Here is a 16076-nt window from a genome sequence, read left to right as displayed (position 1 = left end):
GCGCTGGCGAAGGCGTCACGAGATCTTCCGCGCGGCCTGTCGATCTGGTGCGGTGCTGCGTGTCGTAGGGGTGGAGGGCCCGACCAGCGGGCCCCCGGGACCCGGGAGGGCCAGATGGCGCAGTACCTGATCCTGATCTACGAGGACGAGGCGTCCTACGCGACGGCGGCGCCGGAGGTGTGGGGCGAGGTCCTCGAGGAGCACAACCGGTTCGCCGCCGGCGTCGACGGCCTCGGCGCGAAGCTGCTCGGCGGGTCGGCCCTGCAGCCGACGACGACGGCGACCAGCGTGCGCGGCGGCAGCGAGGTCACCGACGGCCCCTTCGCGGAGACCAAGGAGGCGCTCGGCGGCTACTACCTGGTCGAGGCGCCCGACCTCGACACCGCCCTGGCCGTCGGGCGGACCGTGCCGGCGCGCTTCGGCGGGGTCGAGGTCCGCCCGGTCATGGTCTTCGACTGAGCGCACCGTGACCGCCGACCCCGGGCCCGACGCCTCCGCCGTCGCCGCCGCGGTCGCCGACGCGCACCGTCGCGAGTGGGCCTTCGTGCTCGCCGCGACGGTGCGCGTCACCCGCGACATCGACCTCGCCGAGGAGTGCGTGCAGGAGGCCTTCGCCACGGCCCTCACCGAGTGGCGCGACTCCGGCGTCCCTGCCCGGCCCGGCGCCTGGCTGACCACGGTGGCCCGCCGGCGGGCGCTCAACGTCCTGCGCCACCAGGGCGTGGTGCGCCGCCACCTCCCGCTGCTGGTGGAGGACGACGTCGCCCCCGACCCGCGTGACGGCGCCGGCGAGGACGGCACCCACGGCTACCCCGACGACCGGCTGCGGCTGGTGGTCACCTGCTGCCACCCGGCGCTGGACCGCGCGGCGCAGGTGGCGCTCACCCTGCGGCTGCTGTGCGGGCTGACCACCGCGGAGGTGGCCCGCGCGTTCCTGGTGAGCGAGCCGACCATGGCCGCCCGCCTCACCCGCGCCAAGAAGAAGATCGCCGTCGCGCGCATCCCGTACCGGGTGCCCCCGCCGGCGGAGCTGCCCGAGCGGGTCGACGCCGTCCTCGCGGTGGTGCACCTGCTGTTCACCACCGGGCACACCGTGCCGGCCGGGGAGGAGCTGGTGCGCCGCGACCTCGTCGAGCGCGCGCTGCAGCTGTGCCGGATGCTGCGCACCCTGCTGCCCCGCGATCCCGCGGTGGCCGGGCTGCTGGCGCTGCTGCTGCTCACCGACGCCCGCCGCGCCACCCGCACCGGCGCGGACGGCCGCCTGCTGCTGCTGGAGGAGCAGGACCGCTCCCGCTGGGACGCCGCCGCGATCGCCGAGGGCGTGGCGCTGGTGCGCGAGGCGCTGCGGGGACGGCCGCCGTCGCGGTACGCGCTGCAGGCCGCGGTCGCCGCCGTCCACGCCGAGGCGCCGAGCTGGGCCGCCACCGACTGGGCCGAGATCGTGGCCCTGTACGGGGTGCTCGGGCAGGTGTGGCCCTCACCGGTGGTGGCGCTCAACCGCGCCGTCGCCGTCGGCTTCGCCTCCGGGCCCGCCGCCGGGCTGGCCGCGCTCGACGAGCTGGCCACCGAGCCGCAGCTGGCCGGCTACGGCTACCTCCCGGCCGCGCGGGCGGACCTGCTGCGCCGGCTGGGCCGGGTCGAGGAGGCCCGGCTGGCCTACACCGAGGCGCTGCACCTGACGGCCAACGCCGTCGAGCGGGAGTTCCTCGCCGGCCGGCTGACCGAGCTCGGCTGACCCGCTCACCGCCCCAGGTGGGCGCGCAGCGCCGCGACCACCATCCGGTGGTCCTCCAGCTGCGGCAGCCCGGACACCGCGACGACGCCGACCGGGCCGACGCCGCGCACCAGCAGCGGCACCGCCCCGCCGTGCGCGGCGTAGAGCCGCGGGTCCAGGCCCGCGGACTCCTCGAACGTCGTCCCGCGCTCGACCCAGGTCTGCCGGACGTGGAGCGAGCTGTGCCCGAAGCGGTGCACCACCCGGGACTTGCGCTCGATCCAGTCGGCGTTGTCCGGGGTCGCGCCGGTGAGGGCGGCGGTGAAGAGCCGGTGCCCGTTGCGGGTGATCTCCACCGCGACCGGGGCGTCCACCCGGCGGGCGGCGGCCACCAGCGCCGAGCCGAGCTCCCAGGCGTCGTCGTTGGTGAACCCGGCGAGCTGCAGCTCGTCCTCCTCCGCGGCGAGCTCGGCGACGGTGGGGAAGCCGGTCACGAGGCACCCCCGCCGACGACGACGTCCCACCGCCGGATCGACCAGGCGGTGACCAGCCCGTGCACCACGTACGGGTCGGTCTCGGCGAACCGCTCCACGACGTCGCGCTCGGCGGTCCACACCAGCAGCGCCCGGTCGTACGGATCGGGCAGCGCCCCGGCCAGCAGCAGCTCACCGCGGTCGTGCGCCGCCCGCGCGAGCGCCAGGTGCTCCTCGCGCAGCGGCGCCCGCCGGGTCACGTAGTCGTCCACCAGCTCGTACTCCAGGACCAGCACGGGACCACTCTCACACGTGCGCGCCGACGGTCCGGTCGAGGAAGTCGTTGCGGAACGCGCCGCGCGGGTCGAGGCGCCGCACGAGGGCGCGGAAGTCGCCGAGCCGCGGGTAGCGCTCCGCGAGCTCCGCGGCGCCGGTGGTGAACAGCTTGCCCCAGTGCGGACGGGGGTCGAACGGGCGCAGCGCCTCCTCGATCTCCGGGAGGAGCGCCCGCACGGCGGCCTCGTCGGGCAGCCAGGTGAAGTGCAGCGCCAGCACGTCGGTGCCGTACGCGGGGCTGAGCCACAGCTCGTCGGCGGCGACGGTGCGGATCTCGCTGACCATCAGCAGCGGTGCGATCCGGCCGGCCAGCGCGCGCAGCGCCCCGACCGCCGCGCCGGCGTGCCGCCGCGGCACGAAGTACTCGCTCTGCAGCTCCTCGCCCCGGCTGGGCGTGAACCCGACCCGGAAGTGGGGGAGCCGCTCGTGCCACTCACCGGGGACGCCGAGCTGCTCGGTGAGGTTCTCGACCGGCGTGCCGGGGAGCATGTGCGTCGGCTCGGTGGCCGAGCGGGCGCCGAGGAACTCCTCGGGCGCGACCTCCAGCTCGTCGACGCGCGACTTCACCCACACCTGGGTGATCTCGTGCCAGTCCGTGAACACGCTGACGCTGTAGGCGGCGTCGGCCACCGCGTCGAGGTCGGCCAGCAGCCGCTCCCACGTGAGCCCGAGGTAGACGTTGTTGCGCACCGAGAAGGTCGGCTGCACGCGCAGCCCGACCCCGGTGACGACGCCCAGCGCGCCCAGGTGGACGACGGCGCCGGGGAGGTCGGGGTCCCCGTGCCGGAGGCGGACCAGCTCGCCGTCGGACCGCACGAGGTCGAGGCCGACGACGGACGTGGCCAGCGAGCCGTTGCGGTTGCCCGAGCCGTGCGTGCCGGTGGCGGTGGCGCCGGCGACGGTGATGTGGGGGAGCGAGGCCAGGTTGTGCAGGGCGTACCCGTGCCGCGCCAGCTCGGGCAGCAGCTGCCCGTACTGGACGCCGCCGGCGACCCAGGCCACGCCCGGGGCGTCCCCGTCGGGCGGGTCGAACCGGACGTCCGCGGGCAGCCCGTCGAGGGACACCAGGTCGGCGTCGGTGTCGGCGATGTCGTTGAAGCAGTGCCGGGAGCCCAGGGCCTTGACCCGCCGGCTGCGCGCGACGACGTCCTGCACCTCGGCGACCGACGTGGGCCGGTGCAGCCGCGCGGCCCGGTAGGTCAGGTTGCCGGCCCAGTTCGTCCCCGCCGGGCCGGATCGGGCCGGTGCGTGCTGCTGCATGTCCGTCCGCGGCCCTCTCGTCGACGTTCCCGCCGTCCATCCAACACCGGCGGGCGCCCCCGGGACGGGTGGACCCCCACGGCCCGGGGCCGTGGGGGTCCACCCGTCGTGCTGGAGCCGGTCAGACCGCGCGGACGTTCTCCGCCTGCGGGCCCTTCTGGCCCTGGGTGACGTCGAACTCGACGCGCTGCGCCTCGTCCAGCGACCGGTAGCCGGTGCCGCTGATCGCCGAGAAGTGGCAGAAGACGTCGGGACCGCCGCCGTCCTGCTCGATGAAGCCGAAGCCCTTCTCCGCGTTGAACCACTTCACAGTGCCCTGGGTCATGTCGTTCTCTCCTCCGTGCTGGGGGTGTCGGGCCCGGCAGGTGCCGTCCCGGGTCGCCGCACCGACCGGCAGGACCGAGAGGGAACGTCAGGCAGAGACGACTGCGGACGTTCGGGAACGAGGCAGAGGTACGACAGCGACCGACCGCGACTGTACCGGCTCCCGGCCGGGTGGGGGTGTCACCAGCGGAGCGGGTCCACCAGCCGGGACTGCGCCGTGCGGCAGGCGCGGCAGTGGCCCCACGCCACGAGGGACAGGTGGGTGGTGGGCTCGCCGCACTCGGGGCAGTCGACCGGCTCGCCGGACCGGGCCCGCGCCGCGTCGAGCTCGCGGGACCGCTCGGCGTGGACCGCCGCGTCGCCCCGGCAGGGACACCCGAGGTGGGCGTCGGCGCAGCGTCCGCGGTGTGTGGTGATGGGACCCCCTCCGGTCCAGGGGGACGCTACCCGCCCGCGGCGGCGACGTCGCCGTCCCGGTGCCGGGGCGGGCGGCTCAGCGGCGGGTGCGCAGCTCGAACCACAGCCAGGCGGCGAGCGCGGCCGGCACCGCCACGAACGCCGACATGGCCGCGACCGGGCCCAGCAGCGAGCCGACCCAGGCGATCAGCAGCGGCGCGCCGAACCCGACGTAGGCGAAGGCGTAGAAGGCGCTGTTCATCGCCCCGCGGGTGTGCGGCGGCGCGAGCCGGGCGGTGAGGGTCAGGCCGGCGGTGAGGCACAGCCCGCCGCAGGTGCCCATGAGCACCGACGCGGGGACCAGCAGCGGCTCCGAGCGAGTGACGATGGCCGCCACCGCCAGGGCGACGCCGGCCGCGCCCAGCGCCATGCCCAGCGGCGCGGCGCCGCGCTCGAACCGGCGCCCGAGCCGCGCGGCGACCGCGCTGGCGCCCAGGGCGAGCCCGCCGACCAGCCCGGCGTAGGCCACCCCGACACCGTCGGGGACCACCAGCAGCGGCAGCAGGGTGGCCGCGACCGCGGGGAAGGCGAACACCCCGACCGCGGTCGGCGCGAGCACCGCCCAGAACGGCCGCCGCGCCTCCGGGGGCAGCCCCAGGGTCATCAGCCGGCCCGGGCGCCGGACCAGCACCGTCTCCGGCACGGTCAGCAGCGCCCCGAGGCCGACGACGAGGACGGCGACGTGCACCAGGTAGGGCAGCGTCGTCGGCGCGGGGCCGTACTGCGCGAGCAGCCCGCTCATCGCCGGGGCGATGGCGAACCCCAGCGACGTCGACACCGCCCCGCGGGTGGCCGCCGACTGCTGCCCGTCGGGACCGGCGAGCTCCTGCAGCCAGGCGTTGGCGACGGAGAACACCACGCCCGAGACGACGCCCTGCAACAGCCGGCCCGCGTAGAGCAGCGGCAGGTGGTCGACGGCGGGGACGAACAGCAGCGAGACCAGCCCGGCGAGCACCGCGAAGGGCAGCACCAGCGCCCGGCGGCCGAAGCGGTCCGAGGCCGCGCCGGCCACGGTGAGCGCGGCGATCAAGCCGATCGCGTAGCAGCCGAAGACGGCGGTGAGGTCGGCGTCGGACAGGCCCAGGGTGCGGCGGTAGACCAGCAGCAGCGGGGTGGGGACGTTCGTGCCCAGGGCGACGGTGAACAGCCCGAGGGTGAGCGCGTCGAGGCGTCGCCGCAGGACCCGCTGCGACGCGACCCGCTCCGTTGCGGCGTCCGGCACCCGGCGGACGCTACCGCCCCCGCCGACCCCGCGACCTCCTCCCCGATGCCGGGTCGCTGCCAGGATGGGCGGGCGACGGAAGGAGGGCGCGCCCGTGTCCCTGCACCGGCACTACCCGCCCGACCTCTACCGCGGCACCACGGGGGAGGCCAGCGCCTGGCTGCGGCCGGCCGACCGGCCCCCGGACACCGTCTCCGCCACCGGGGTGACCTGCGAGTTCCTCGCCACCGCCGACCAGACCGCGGGGCGCTTCGGCCTCTACCGGTGGACCTTCGGCGAGGAGGCCTCCGGCCCCGGGCCGCACTTCCACCGGTCGATCTCCGAGCAGTTCTACGTGCTGTCGGGCTCGGTGGAGATCTACGACGGCCGCACCTGGACCACCGCGGGGGAGGGCGACTTCCTCTACGTCCCCGAGGGCGGGATCCACGGCTTCCGCGGCGGCGACCGGGCCTCGATGCTGCTGCTGTTCGCGCCGGGCGGACCGCGCGAGGAGTACTTCCGGACGCTGGCCCGCGGGGAGCGGATGACGCCGGAGGAGCGGGCGGAGTTCATGCTCCGCCACGACACCTACTGGGTGTGACGGCGGCCGGGTGGCGCGGCGGGGGCGGTCCGGCGTGTGCCGAGTGATCGGTTGCGGTCGACGACACGCGCCGACACGCCGTGTCGGGTGGCAGCAACTGCGCGCTCGGCCCTGACGGCGCCCGGCCCGCCCGCACCGCACACCTGCACGGGCGGGGCCGTGGCCACCGGTCCTCAGCGCCGGATGAGCTCCCCGAACCGCGCGCAGCTCTCGTCGATGGCGGCCTGCGCGGCCGGCGAGACGGTCCCCATGTCGAAGAAGCCGTGGATCATGCCGTCGTAGCGGAGCACGTCGGCGTGCACGCCCGCGGCCTCCAGCGCCTTCCCGTAGGCCTCGCCCTCGTCGCGCAGCGGGTCGTACTCCGCGGTGACGACGACGGCCGGTGGCAGGCCGGACAGGTCGCCGTGGTGCAGCGGCGAGAGGCGCGCGTCCCTCGCGTCCTCCCAGGCCCCGGCGTAGTGGCCGTAGAACCAGTCCATCGTGTCCTTCTCGAGGAAGTACCCCTTGGCGTTGTCCACGCGCGACGGGTACTCGCCCTCCGCGTCCACGGCCGGGTAGACGAGCAGCTGGCCCACCATCGGCACGCCGTCGTCGCGCAGCGTCTGGGCGACCACCGCGGCCAGGTTCCCGCCCGCGCTGTCGCCGGCCACCGCCAGGCGCCCGTCGCCGCCGAACTCGTCGAGGTGCTGGGCCAGCCACCGTGCCGCGGCCACGGCGTCCTCCGCAGCGGCGGGGAACGGGTGCTCGGGTGCCAGCCGGTAGTCGACGGCGACGACCACGGCCCGCGCCCCGCGGCAGACGTTGCGGACCATGTTGTCGTGGGTGTCGAGGTCGCCGATCACCCAGCCGCCGCCGTGGAAGAACACGACCGTGGGCAGCGGGCCGTCCTCCTCGGGGCGGTAGACCCGGGCGCGCAGCTCGCCCTCGGCGCCGGGGACGGTGACGTCCTCGGTGCTGCGGACGGGCACGACGTGCTCGGGCGCGCGGACGTCGCGGGTCAGCGACAGGTAGTAGGCGCGACCGGCCTCGGGCGTGCCCTCGTAGAGGGGTGGTGCGCCCATCTGCTCGAGCATGCCCAGCAGGGCGGCGAGGTGCGGGTCGACCGGCACAGGTGTCCTCCTCGGTTGTCGGGTCGGGTCGGCTCGGCGGTGGGCGAGGGCTCAGCGGTAGACGAGGGAGCCGTCGTCGAGGTCGGCCTTCGGCAGGAGCTCGGCCTCCTGCGCGTGCTCGAGCATGTGGGTCCACGGTTCCCGGTCGCCCTGCTTGAAGAGCACGTGCTGCGAGCGCAGGACGTAGCCGGGGTTGAAGTTCTCCGGGTCCGACCACGGCTTGAGCTGCATGCCGGCGTCCTCCGGCCGCAGCTCGGGCACCACCGACCGGGCGCCCTGCTCTTGCATGCGCGTGAAGAGCCGGTCGACCAGGTCGCAGACGAGGTCCACGCGCAGCGTCCAGCTGTGCCGGAAGTAGCCGAAGACGTAGGCCATGTTGGGCACGCCGCTGATCATCAGGCCGCGCCAGGTGACCCGCTCCGGGAAGGCCACCGGCTCACCGTCCACCGTGAAGGAGACGTCGCCGAACGCCGAGAGGTTGAAGCCGGTGGCGGTGACGACGACGTCGGCCTCGAGCTCCTCGCCCGAGCCGGTCCGGATGCCCTTCTCGGTGAAGGTGTCGATGGTGTCGGTGACGATCGAGGCCTTCCCCTCCCTGAGCGCCGCGAACAGGTCGCCCTCGGGGACGATCGCGATGCGCTGCTGCCACGGCCGGTACCGCGGCGTGAAGTGCTTCTCGACGTCGAACCCCTCGGGCAGCAGCGGCCTCATCGACTCGATCAGGAAGGTGTGCAGGTCGTCGGGCGCCTCGTGCGACAGCCGCGCCAGCTCGTTGAACTGGGCGGCGTAGGCCCGGCGGAGGATCTCGTGCGTCCAGTCCTCCGGGATGTCGAGCGCGCGCAGGGTCACGGCGAGCTCGTGGGTCAGCGGCGGCGCCAGGAAGTAGGAGGGGGAGCGCTGCAGCATCGTCACGTGCGCCGCGTCCTGGGCGATGGCGGGGATCAGCGTCGCGGCCGTCGACCCGGACCCGATGACGACGACGCGCTTGCCGGTGAGGTCGAGGTCCTCGGGCCAGGACTGCGGGTGGACGAGCAGGCCCTGGTAGCGGTCCATGCCCTCCCACTGCGGCCGGTAGGGCTCGGCGTGGTTGTAGTAGCCCTGGCACATCCACAGCCAGTCGGTGGTCATCCGCAGCTGCTCGCCGGTGTCCTCGCGGCTGACCTCCACGGTCCACCGGGCGTCCTCGCTCGACCAGGAGGCGGCCGTGACCCGGTGTCGGTAGCGGATCCGCGGGGCGAGGTCGTCCTCGGCGATGACCTCGTCGAGGTAGGCCAGGATCTCCTCGCCGGCGGCGATCGACGGGCCGCGCCACGGCTTGTGCCGGTAGCCGTAGGTGAACAGGTCGCTGTCGGAGCGGACGCCGGGGTAGCGGTGGGTCCACCAGGTCCCGCCCCGGGTCTCCTGCGCGTCGAGGAGCACGAACGACCGGTCGGGGAACCGTTCCCGCAGGTGGTGCGCCGCCCCGATCCCCGAGACCCCGGCGCCCACGATGAGGACGTCGACGTGCTCGACGTCCTCATCAGTGGGCTGTGGGGCCTCGAGGGTCGCCGTCCCGGTCGTCGTGGTCATGGAGACCTCCCTCTCGCGGTGTGGCGCAGGTCACGGAAACTACCCGTCCGGGCCACCGCCCGGCGACCCGCCCGGCCGGTGGGCGGCCGGGCCGGAGGCGGGCCGACCGGCGCCGGGCCTCCTCGGCGAGCTGGCGGGCGGCGACGACGGAGGCCGGATCGTCGGTGCGGGCGGAGGGTCGGGGCACGGTCGGTCCTCCTCGGGATTCAGAAGGTCACGGGCAGCGCGTCGACGCCGTGGACGAAGGCCAGCCGCCGGAAGGCCAGCTGTTCCGGGGGGACCGCGAGCGCGAGGTCGGGGAAGCGGCGGAACAGCGCGGGCAGGACGGTGCGCAGCTCCAGCCGGGCGAGCTCGGCGCCGACGCAGCGGTGGATCCCGTGGCCGAAGGCGACGTGCCCGCCGCGCGGGGAGCGGCCGGGGTCCACCCGGTCGGGGTCCGGCCCGGTCCAGGCCGGGTCGCGGTTGGCGCCGCTGAGCGAGACGAGCACGACGTCGCCGGCCCGCAGGTGCTGCCCGAACAGCTCCCGGTCGTGCCGGGCGAAGCGGGGGAAGGCGACCTGCACCACCGACAGCAGCCGCAGCAGCTCGTCGACCGCGTGCTCGACGTCGGCCGGCGACCCCTCGCGCACCACCGCGGCCGCGACGGGGTCGCGCAGCAGGACCAGCGTGCCCAGCGAGATCATCGCCGCCGTCGTCTCGTGGCCGCCGGTGACGATGCCGTCGGCGAGCCCGACGAGGTCGGTGTCGGACACCGCGTCGCCGTGCGTGCGCAGGACGCGGCCGATCAGCCCGTCGCCCGGCGCGCGGCGCTGGGCGGCCACCACGTCGGCGAGCAGCCGGCGTTGAGCGGAGACCGCGCCGAATGCCCCGGCGGTCCCGCGCGTGGCGTCGAACCGGCGGGCGCCCAGCCGGGTGAGCAGCTCCTGGTCGGCGCCCGCCAGCCCCAGCAGGTCGCAGATGGTGCGCATCGGCACCGGTGCGGACACGTGCCGGGCGAGGTCGGCCGGCGAGCCGGCCGCGGCGAGGACGTCGAGCTGCCGGGCCACGGTCGCCTCCACGGTGGGCGCCAGCCGCTGCAGGCGGGCCCGGGTGAACTCGGGGGCGACCAGGCCGCGCAGCCGCGTGTGGTCCGGCGGGTCGGTGAAGCCCAGCCCGCCGACGTCGTCGGCCGTGGCCGGCCCGGTGCCGCTGAACAGGTGCCGCACGTCGGTGCTGAACCCGTCGCGGTCGGCGAGCACCGCGCGGGCCTCCGCGGCGCCGGTGACCAGGTGGACCGACGGCTCGAAGGGCAGGTCGAGCCGGTGCAGCGGCCCGCTCGCGCGCAGCTGCGCGAGCCGCGGGTCCGGCTCGGTGCCGGCCCGCCGCAGCGGCACCGTCGCGGCCTCCGGCAGGGCCCGCAGCCGGGAGAGGTCCAGCTGCCCGCGCACCATGCGACGGGCGGCCCGCCGCGCCAGCAGCCGCCCGAGCCAGGCCCGCAGCCGGGTCGCCGGGCCCCGCCCGCCGGGCACCCGGTCGCGCGGCGGGCCGCCGGCGGGATCGGGACCGGCCGGCCGGGGGAGGGTGGCGACGCTGCACTCGGGAGCGGTCATGGCGCCTCCGTCCGGCTCCGGGGAGATGGACCGGACGGGAGGTGACCTCTCGTCCCGTCCGGCTCTGCCAGCCTGGTGACGCCGGGGTGCGGAGACCATCGGGGGACGCCCCCGAACCCGCCGGCCGGCGTGGGGGAGGACCCCGACAGGGAGGGGCGGGGATGGGCCGGAGCGTGTGGATCGAGGTCGCGCTCAACGGCGCCTGGACCCGGCAGCGGCAGCCGCTGATGCCGGTGACGCGGGCGCAGCTGGTCGAGGAGGCCGTGGCCTGCGCCGACGAGGGCGCGGCGGTGGTGCACCTGCACGCCTACGACGACGCCGGCCGCCCGCGGGAGGCCTACGACCTCTACGCGCCGGTGGTCGAGGCGATCAGCAGCCGCCGCGACGTCGTCGTCTACCCGACCGTGCCGATGGCGGTGGGCCCGTCGGCGACGCCCGTGGAGGGCCGGGCCCGGTACGCCGTGGTCGACCGGCTGGCCCGCGCCGGGCTGGTCGAGTGGGCCGTCGTCGACCCCGGCTCGGTGGTGCTGGCGACCGTCGCCGAGCTGGCCGACGGCGGCGACGGGATGGTCCACGCCAACGCGCCCGCCGACGTCCGGGCGGGCCTCGCGGTGTGCGCCGAGCACCGGCTGGTGCCGAGCTTCGCGGTCTACGAGCCCGGCTTCACCGGCCTCGGGTCGCTGCTGGCGGCCCGGGCGCCGGCGTCGCCGCGCCCGGTGTACCGCTCCACGTTCTCGACCGGCTCCACCTTCGGCCTCCCGCCGGCCGGGTGGGCGCTGGACGCCCACCTCCGCCTGCTCGGCGAGTGCGACCCGGGCGCGACCTGGTTGGTGGCCGGGCTCGGCGTCGAGCTGGCCGGGCTGCGGGAGGAGGCGGTGTCGCGCGGCGGACACGTGCGGGTGGGCCTGGAGGACGCGCCGCTGGGCTGCACCCGCGGCAACGCCGGGCTCGTGGCCGAGGCCCGCCGGTCGGTGGAGGCGGCCGGCGCCCGTCCGGCGTCGGCGGCGGAGGTGCGCGCGGCCACGGGGGCCGGCCGGCGCTGACCGCCGTGGCCGTCGCGGCGTCGACGGGCGGCGCGCGGACCGGTGTGGCCGACTGTGCCCATGGAGATGCGCACCCTCGGCCGCAGCGGCTGTGCCGTGTCGGCCCTGTGCCTGGGCACGATGACCTTCGGCGCCGAGACCGACGAGTCCGGCGCGCACGAGCAGCTCGACGTCTTCGTCGAGGCGGGCGGCACGCTGGTCGACACCGCCGACGTCTACTCCGCCGGCGCGGCGGAGGAGATCGTCGGGCGCTGGTTGGCCGCCCGCCCGGCCGACGTCCGCGACCGCGTGGTCCTCGCGACCAAGGGCCGCTTCCCGATGGGGAACGAGCCCAACGCGCTGGGCAGCTCGCGCCGGCACCTGCGGCGGGCGCTGGACGACTCGCTGCGCCGGCTCGGGGTCGACCACGTCGACCTCTACCAGCTGCACGCGTGGGACCCGCTGACGCCGCTGGAGGAGTCGCTGCGGTTCCTCGACGACGCGGTGTCGGCCGGGAAGGTCGGCTACCCGGGGTTGTCGAATTTCACCGGCTGGCAGGTGCAGCGGGCCGTCGACGTCGCCGAGCGCGACCGCCTCGCCGTCCCGGTCACGCTGCAGCCCAACTACAGCCTGCTGGTGCGCGGCACCGAGGCCGAGATCGTGCCCGCATGCCTGTACAACGGCCTGGGCCTGCTGCCGTGGGGGCCGCTCGCCGGGGGCTGGCTGTCGGGCAAGTACACCCGCGACCAGCGACCGGAGGGCACCACCCGGCTCGGCGAGGACCCCGCCCGCGGCATGGAGGCCTACGACCGGGTCGGCGCGCGGGACCGCACCTGGGACGTGCTCGAGGCGGTGCAGGACGTCGCCGAGGCGCGCGGCGTGCCCATGCCGCAGGTGGCGCTGGCCTGGCTGCTCGCCCGTCCCGCCGTCAGCTCGGTGATCCTCGGGGCGCGCACCACCGACCAGCTGCGCGGCAACCTGGGCGCCGCGGGCCTGGTGCTGTCGGTCGAGGAGACCGCGCGGCTCGACGCCGTCAGCGACCCGGGCGCGCCCGACTACCCCTACGGCGAGCTGGGGATCGAGCAGCGCAGCCGCTCGCTGTCCGGCTGACCGCCCGGTGCGTCCGGTGCTGCGCGCGGCGCTGGTCGTCCTCGTCGTGGCCGCCCTCGTGCTGGGCCTGCTGTGGGCCTTCCAGCGCCGCCTCGTGTACCTGCCCGACGACGGCCCGGTGCCCGCCGCGGCCGAGGCCGTCCCCGGCGGCCGCGACGTCACGCTCCGGACCGCGGACGGGCTGGACCTGGGGGCGTGGTTCGTCCCCGGCCCGGCTCCCGGCGCGCCGGTCGTGCTGGTGGCCAACGGCAACGGCGGGCACCGGGGCCTGCGCGCGCCGCTGGCCCGGGCGCTGTCCGGAGCGGGACTCGGCGTGCTGCTGTTCGACTACCGGGGCTACGGCGGCAACCCGGGCAGCCCCAGCGAGGAGGGGCTCGCCCTCGACGTCCGCGCCGCGCGCGACTGGCTGCTCGAGGAGGCGGGGGTCGCGCAGGAGCGGCTGGTCTACTACGGCGAGAGCCTGGGCTGCGGGGTGGTCACCGCGCTGGCGCTCGAGCACCCGCCGGCCGGGCTGCTGCTGCGCTCGCCGTTCGTCGACCTCGCCGCCGTCGGCGGCCACCACTACCCGTTCCTGCCCGTCCGGCTGCTGCTGCGCGACCGGTACCCGGTCGCGCAGCAGGTGGCCCGGCTGCGGGTGCCCACGACGGTGGTCCTCGGCGACGCCGACACGATCGTGCCGCCGGCGCAGAGCCGGCGGGTGGCCGAGGCCGCCGCCGGGCTGCACCGGCTGGTGGAGGTGCCCGGCGCCGACCACAACGACGCCGTCCTGCTCGACGGGCAGGCCCTCGTCGCCGCCGTCGTGGAGCTCGCGGGCCCGGCCGCCGCGGACTGACCGGCGCCGGTCAGTGCGCCCGCGGGGACGCCGGCCGCGCGCGGAGCCGGTGCAGGAACCGGCCGGGCCGGACGCGGCGCCGGCGGGCGGGCCCGGCGACCGGGTCGGCCGGTGCGGTCTCCGCCCGGAGCGCGGCCCGCCGCAGCTCCAGGTCGGCGACCTCCGCGCGCAGCGCCACGGCCTCCCGGTGCAGCCGGTCGCGGACGGTGGCCGCCTCGGCGTCGGCCCGCCGGCGCTGCTCGCGCGCGGTCGCGAGCATCCCGACGATCTCGCTGCGCGCCTGCAGCCGCGCGGCGGCCGCGTCGTCGGCGGCCTGCCGGCGGACCGCCTCGGCGTCCTCGGCCGCGCGCCGCTCGACCTCCCGCGCCGCGGCCTCCCGGGCCGCGGCGGCCGCGCGGGCGTCCGCGCGCTCCTGCTCGGCCTCCGCCAGCACCCGCGCGGCCTCGGCGGCGGTCTCCCCGGCGCGGGCGGCCGCCACCGCGAGCACCCGGTCGGCCTCGACGGCGGCGTCGGCGAGCACCCCGCGGGCGCAGGCGAGGACCTGCTCGGCCTCGGCGGCGGCGGCCTGCCGCTCGGCCCGGCCCTCGGCGCGGATGCCCTCCGCCTCGTCGGCCGCGACGGCGAGCAGCGCGGCGATCCGGCCGGAGACCCGGACCAGCTCCGCGCCGGAGGACGAGTGCGACAGCAGCGCCCGGGCCTCCTCGAGCGCGGCCACGGTCTCCAGGTGCCGGGCCAGCAGGTGCTCGTGCTCCCGGCCGGCGGCGGCGAGCTCGTCCTCGGCCCACCGGACGTAGGTGTCGACCTGGAAGCGGTCGTAGCCGGCCAGGGTGCGGGTGAACATCGGGCCGGCGGCGAGGACGGTGGGCAGGTCACCGGAGACGTTGGGGCGGCGGCCGTCGAGCCGTGGCGTGCCGGCCGGGGGGACCCCGTGGTCGATCTGCAGCTCCGCGCTCATGCTCCCGCCTCTCCCCGCGGGCCGGTCCCGGGGTCCGGGACGCTATGACCGGCGGAACGGGCCGGCACCCGGGACCGGGACGGTCGTCACCCGTGGGCGTCGCCGGGACGCCCGATGGGGCGACCGGGCCGGCGGGCGCCTCTGCTGCGTGACGTCGCCCCGGCGGGTGACAGGACCGGCGCCGGGGCGACGGAGGCGGGCGCGGGCGCGCACGCTGGGGGCATGGCGTCCGACGCGACCCCGCCGGCACCCGGCGACATGACCGTCCCGCTGCTGTTCGGCTGGGAGGGCATCGTCACCGGGGTGCTGCTGCTCGGCGCCGTCGCGGTGCTGTTCCTCGTGGTGGCGTCGGTCCGGGCCGGCGGCAGCGACCGGTCGGACTGGCAGGCCTGGCTCGACGCGCGCTCGGCCGGTGCCACCGCGCCGCCGTCCGGCACCGTCGAGCCCGGGAGGGCGACCGCCGGGGAGTGACCCGCCACGCCCGGCGTTCACGCCGTGCGCACGCCCTCCCGTGCTCTTGTCTGCGTGCTCTTGTCTGGCCTGCGCTTGCCCTGCCGCCCGCCGCGCAGGATGCTGCCCGCATCCGATGCCGGAGCAGGTGGCGCCGTCATCCACCCGGGTTCCGGTCCAGGAACGAGGCGCACGCGCCCGAGCCCCAGGAGGAGCCGGTGACAGCGACCCAGACCCGTACCAGCAGGACCGGTGACAAGCTCTCCGGCCGCGTGGCCTTCGTGACCGGCGGCACCCGCGGCATCGGCGCGGCCATCTGCCGCAGCCTCGCCGCCCAGGGCGCCGACGTCGCGGCCGGCTACAGCGGCAACACCGAGCGGGCCGAGATGTTCGCCCAGGACTTCACCGGCGCCTATCCCGAGAGCCGGATGAGCGTGCACCGCGGCGACATCGCCAGCCCCGAGGACTGCCGGCGCACCGTGGCCGAGGTGATCGAGCGGCACGGCCGGCTCGACATCCTGGTCAACAACGCCGGCATCACCGCCGACCGGACGGTGCTGAAGATGACCGACGACGACTGGCGTCGGGTCATCGACGTCAACCTCTCGGGCGCCTTCTACCTGTCCCAGGCGGCGCTCAAGCACATGCTCGAGCGCGGCAGCGGGCGGATCGTGATGATCTCCTCGGTGATCGGCGAGACCGGCGGCATCGGCCAGTCCAACTACGCCTCGGCCAAGGCCGGGCTGCTGGGCCTGACCAAGACGCTGGCCCGCGAGGCCGCGATGCAGGTGCAGCGCTCGGGCAAGACCGACGGGCTGGGCATCACCGTCAACGCCGTCACGCCCGGCTACACCGCCACCGAGATGCTCGACAGCGTGCCGGACAAGGTGCTCGACGGCCTCAAGGCCAAGATCCCGCTGGGCCGGCTCGGCGAGCCGGAGGAGGTCGCCCGCGTCGTGCACTTCCTCGCCGCGGACGCCTCCGGCTACATCACCGGCCAGGTGTGGGGCGTCAACGGCGGGCTCGACATGTAGCCGGCGCCGACGTCCGGCCGGAGGCGCCCATCGACCAGGGA

At 76.4% G+C, this 16076-nt stretch carries 17 protein-coding genes; 8 read left to right on the top strand and 9 right to left on the bottom strand.

Features of this window, described 5'->3' with window-relative positions; all coding sequences use genetic code 11:
- Positions 1–114 precede the first annotated feature (114 nt).
- On the top strand, positions 115–459 hold the full coding sequence (locus ACI79O_RS15495; RefSeq protein ID WP_456914594.1) for a YciI family protein: 345 nt from the start codon (positions 115–117) through the stop codon (positions 457–459).
- A 7-nt stretch (positions 460–466) separates the two neighbouring features.
- The gene (locus ACI79O_RS15490; protein WP_456914593.1) at positions 467–1735 is read left to right on the top strand and encodes an RNA polymerase sigma factor; all 1269 of its coding nucleotides are present in this window, start codon (positions 467–469) and stop codon (positions 1733–1735) included.
- A 5-nt stretch (positions 1736–1740) separates the two neighbouring features.
- Here ACI79O_RS15490 and ACI79O_RS15485 read toward each other — a convergent pair whose 3' ends face one another.
- The 5 genes from ACI79O_RS15485 to ACI79O_RS15465 form a co-directional block, all read right to left on the bottom strand.
- On the bottom strand, positions 1741–2208 hold the full coding sequence (locus tag ACI79O_RS15485; protein ID WP_456890351.1) for a heme-degrading domain-containing protein: 468 nt from the start codon (positions 2206–2208) through the stop codon (positions 1741–1743).
- Positions 2205–2483 (bottom strand): YciI-like protein, encoded by a 279-nt coding sequence (locus ACI79O_RS15480; protein WP_456890353.1) that lies wholly within the window; start codon positions 2481–2483, stop codon positions 2205–2207. The genes ACI79O_RS15485 and ACI79O_RS15480 overlap by 4 nt, the downstream gene beginning before the upstream one ends.
- A 10-nt stretch (positions 2484–2493) precedes the next feature.
- Entirely contained in the window at positions 2494–3783 is a 1290-nt protein-coding gene (locus ACI79O_RS15475) for a D-arabinono-1,4-lactone oxidase (RefSeq protein ID WP_456890355.1), read from the bottom strand.
- A 121-nt stretch (positions 3784–3904) separates the two neighbouring features.
- The gene (locus ACI79O_RS15470; RefSeq protein ID WP_456874754.1) at positions 3905–4108 is read right to left on the bottom strand and encodes a cold-shock protein; all 204 of its coding nucleotides are present in this window, start codon (positions 4106–4108) and stop codon (positions 3905–3907) included.
- A 492-nt stretch (positions 4109–4600) separates the two neighbouring features.
- Positions 4601–5785 (bottom strand): MFS transporter, encoded by a 1185-nt coding sequence (locus tag ACI79O_RS15465; protein WP_456890358.1) that lies wholly within the window; start codon positions 5783–5785, stop codon positions 4601–4603.
- Between the two features lie 94 nt (positions 5786–5879).
- Between ACI79O_RS15465 and ACI79O_RS15460 the strand changes: the two genes are divergently transcribed.
- A complete protein-coding gene (locus ACI79O_RS15460) occupies positions 5880–6365 on the top strand; it encodes a cupin domain-containing protein (RefSeq protein ID WP_456874752.1) in 486 nt (161 codons plus the stop codon).
- A 173-nt stretch (positions 6366–6538) separates the two neighbouring features.
- Here ACI79O_RS15460 and ACI79O_RS15455 read toward each other — a convergent pair whose 3' ends face one another.
- The 3 genes from ACI79O_RS15455 to ACI79O_RS15445 all read right to left on the bottom strand — a co-directional run bounded on the left by ACI79O_RS15455 (position 6539) and on the right by ACI79O_RS15445 (position 10632).
- Complete coding sequence (locus tag ACI79O_RS15455) at positions 6539–7474, bottom strand: alpha/beta hydrolase (protein ID WP_456890362.1); 936 nt, start codon at positions 7472–7474, stop codon at positions 6539–6541.
- A gap of 51 nt (positions 7475–7525) precedes the next feature.
- Entirely contained in the window at positions 7526–9043 is a 1518-nt protein-coding gene (locus ACI79O_RS15450) for a flavin-containing monooxygenase (RefSeq protein WP_456914592.1), read from the bottom strand.
- A gap of 206 nt (positions 9044–9249) precedes the next feature.
- Entirely contained in the window at positions 9250–10632 is a 1383-nt protein-coding gene (locus tag ACI79O_RS15445; protein WP_456914591.1) for a cytochrome P450, read from the bottom strand.
- A 161-nt stretch (positions 10633–10793) separates the two neighbouring features.
- On the opposite strand from ACI79O_RS15445, the gene ACI79O_RS15440 reads away from it, so the two are divergent.
- The 3 genes from ACI79O_RS15440 to ACI79O_RS15430 are packed head-to-tail and all read left to right on the top strand — an operon-like array spanning position 10794 to position 13596.
- Positions 10794–11675 (top strand): 3-keto-5-aminohexanoate cleavage protein, encoded by an 882-nt coding sequence (locus ACI79O_RS15440; RefSeq protein WP_456890373.1) that lies wholly within the window; start codon positions 10794–10796, stop codon positions 11673–11675.
- Between the two features lie 60 nt (positions 11676–11735).
- The gene (locus ACI79O_RS15435; protein ID WP_456874747.1) at positions 11736–12764 is read left to right on the top strand and encodes an aldo/keto reductase; all 1029 of its coding nucleotides are present in this window, start codon (positions 11736–11738) and stop codon (positions 12762–12764) included.
- Positions 12765–12771: 7 nt separating this feature from the next.
- Entirely contained in the window at positions 12772–13596 is an 825-nt protein-coding gene (locus ACI79O_RS15430; RefSeq protein ID WP_456914590.1) for an alpha/beta hydrolase, read from the top strand.
- Positions 13597–13606: 10 nt separating this feature from the next.
- Here the strand turns inward: ACI79O_RS15430 and ACI79O_RS15425 are convergent, their stop codons facing one another.
- On the bottom strand, positions 13607–14551 hold the full coding sequence (locus ACI79O_RS15425; protein WP_456914589.1) for a hypothetical protein: 945 nt from the start codon (positions 14549–14551) through the stop codon (positions 13607–13609).
- A gap of 222 nt (positions 14552–14773) precedes the next feature.
- Here ACI79O_RS15425 and ACI79O_RS15420 point away from each other — a divergent pair, with 222 nt between their 5' ends.
- Entirely contained in the window at positions 14774–15022 is a 249-nt protein-coding gene (locus ACI79O_RS15420; protein WP_456890380.1) for a hypothetical protein, read from the top strand.
- Positions 15023–15219: 197 nt separating this feature from the next.
- Positions 15220–16035, top strand: a complete 816-nt coding sequence (locus tag ACI79O_RS15415) for a 3-oxoacyl-ACP reductase family protein (protein WP_456914588.1) — start codon at positions 15220–15222, stop codon at positions 16033–16035.
- The last annotated feature ends 41 nt before the right edge of the window (positions 16036–16076 follow it).

The organism is Geodermatophilus sp. SYSU D00696 (assembly GCF_054050235.1).
This window is presented reverse-complemented; position numbering and strand designations above follow the sequence as displayed.

Bases quoted from the DNA above. Each gene is read 5' to 3' on its own strand.
- ACI79O_RS15495 (WP_456914594.1), top strand. From the start codon at position 115: ATGGCGCAGTACCTGATCCTGATCTACGAGGACGAGGCGTCCTACGCG.
- ACI79O_RS15475 (WP_456890355.1), bottom strand. From the start codon at position 3,783: ATGCAGCAGCACGCACCGGCCCGATCCGGCCCGGCGGGGACGAACTGG.
- ACI79O_RS15470 (WP_456874754.1), bottom strand. From the start codon at position 4,108: ATGACCCAGGGCACTGTGAAGTGGTTCAACGCGGAGAAGGGCTTCGGC.
- ACI79O_RS15450 (WP_456914592.1), bottom strand. From the start codon at position 9,043: ATGACCACGACGACCGGGACGGCGACCCTCGAGGCCCCACAGCCCACT.
- ACI79O_RS15445 (WP_456914591.1), bottom strand. From the start codon at position 10,632: ATGACCGCTCCCGAGTGCAGCGTCGCCACCCTCCCCCGGCCGGCCGGT.
- ACI79O_RS15440 (WP_456890373.1), top strand. From the start codon at position 10,794: ATGGGCCGGAGCGTGTGGATCGAGGTCGCGCTCAACGGCGCCTGGACC.
- ACI79O_RS15435 (WP_456874747.1), top strand. From the start codon at position 11,736: ATGGAGATGCGCACCCTCGGCCGCAGCGGCTGTGCCGTGTCGGCCCTG.
- ACI79O_RS15425 (WP_456914589.1), bottom strand. From the start codon at position 14,551: ATGAGCGCGGAGCTGCAGATCGACCACGGGGTCCCCCCGGCCGGCACG.
- ACI79O_RS15420 (WP_456890380.1), top strand. From the start codon at position 14,774: ATGGCGTCCGACGCGACCCCGCCGGCACCCGGCGACATGACCGTCCCG.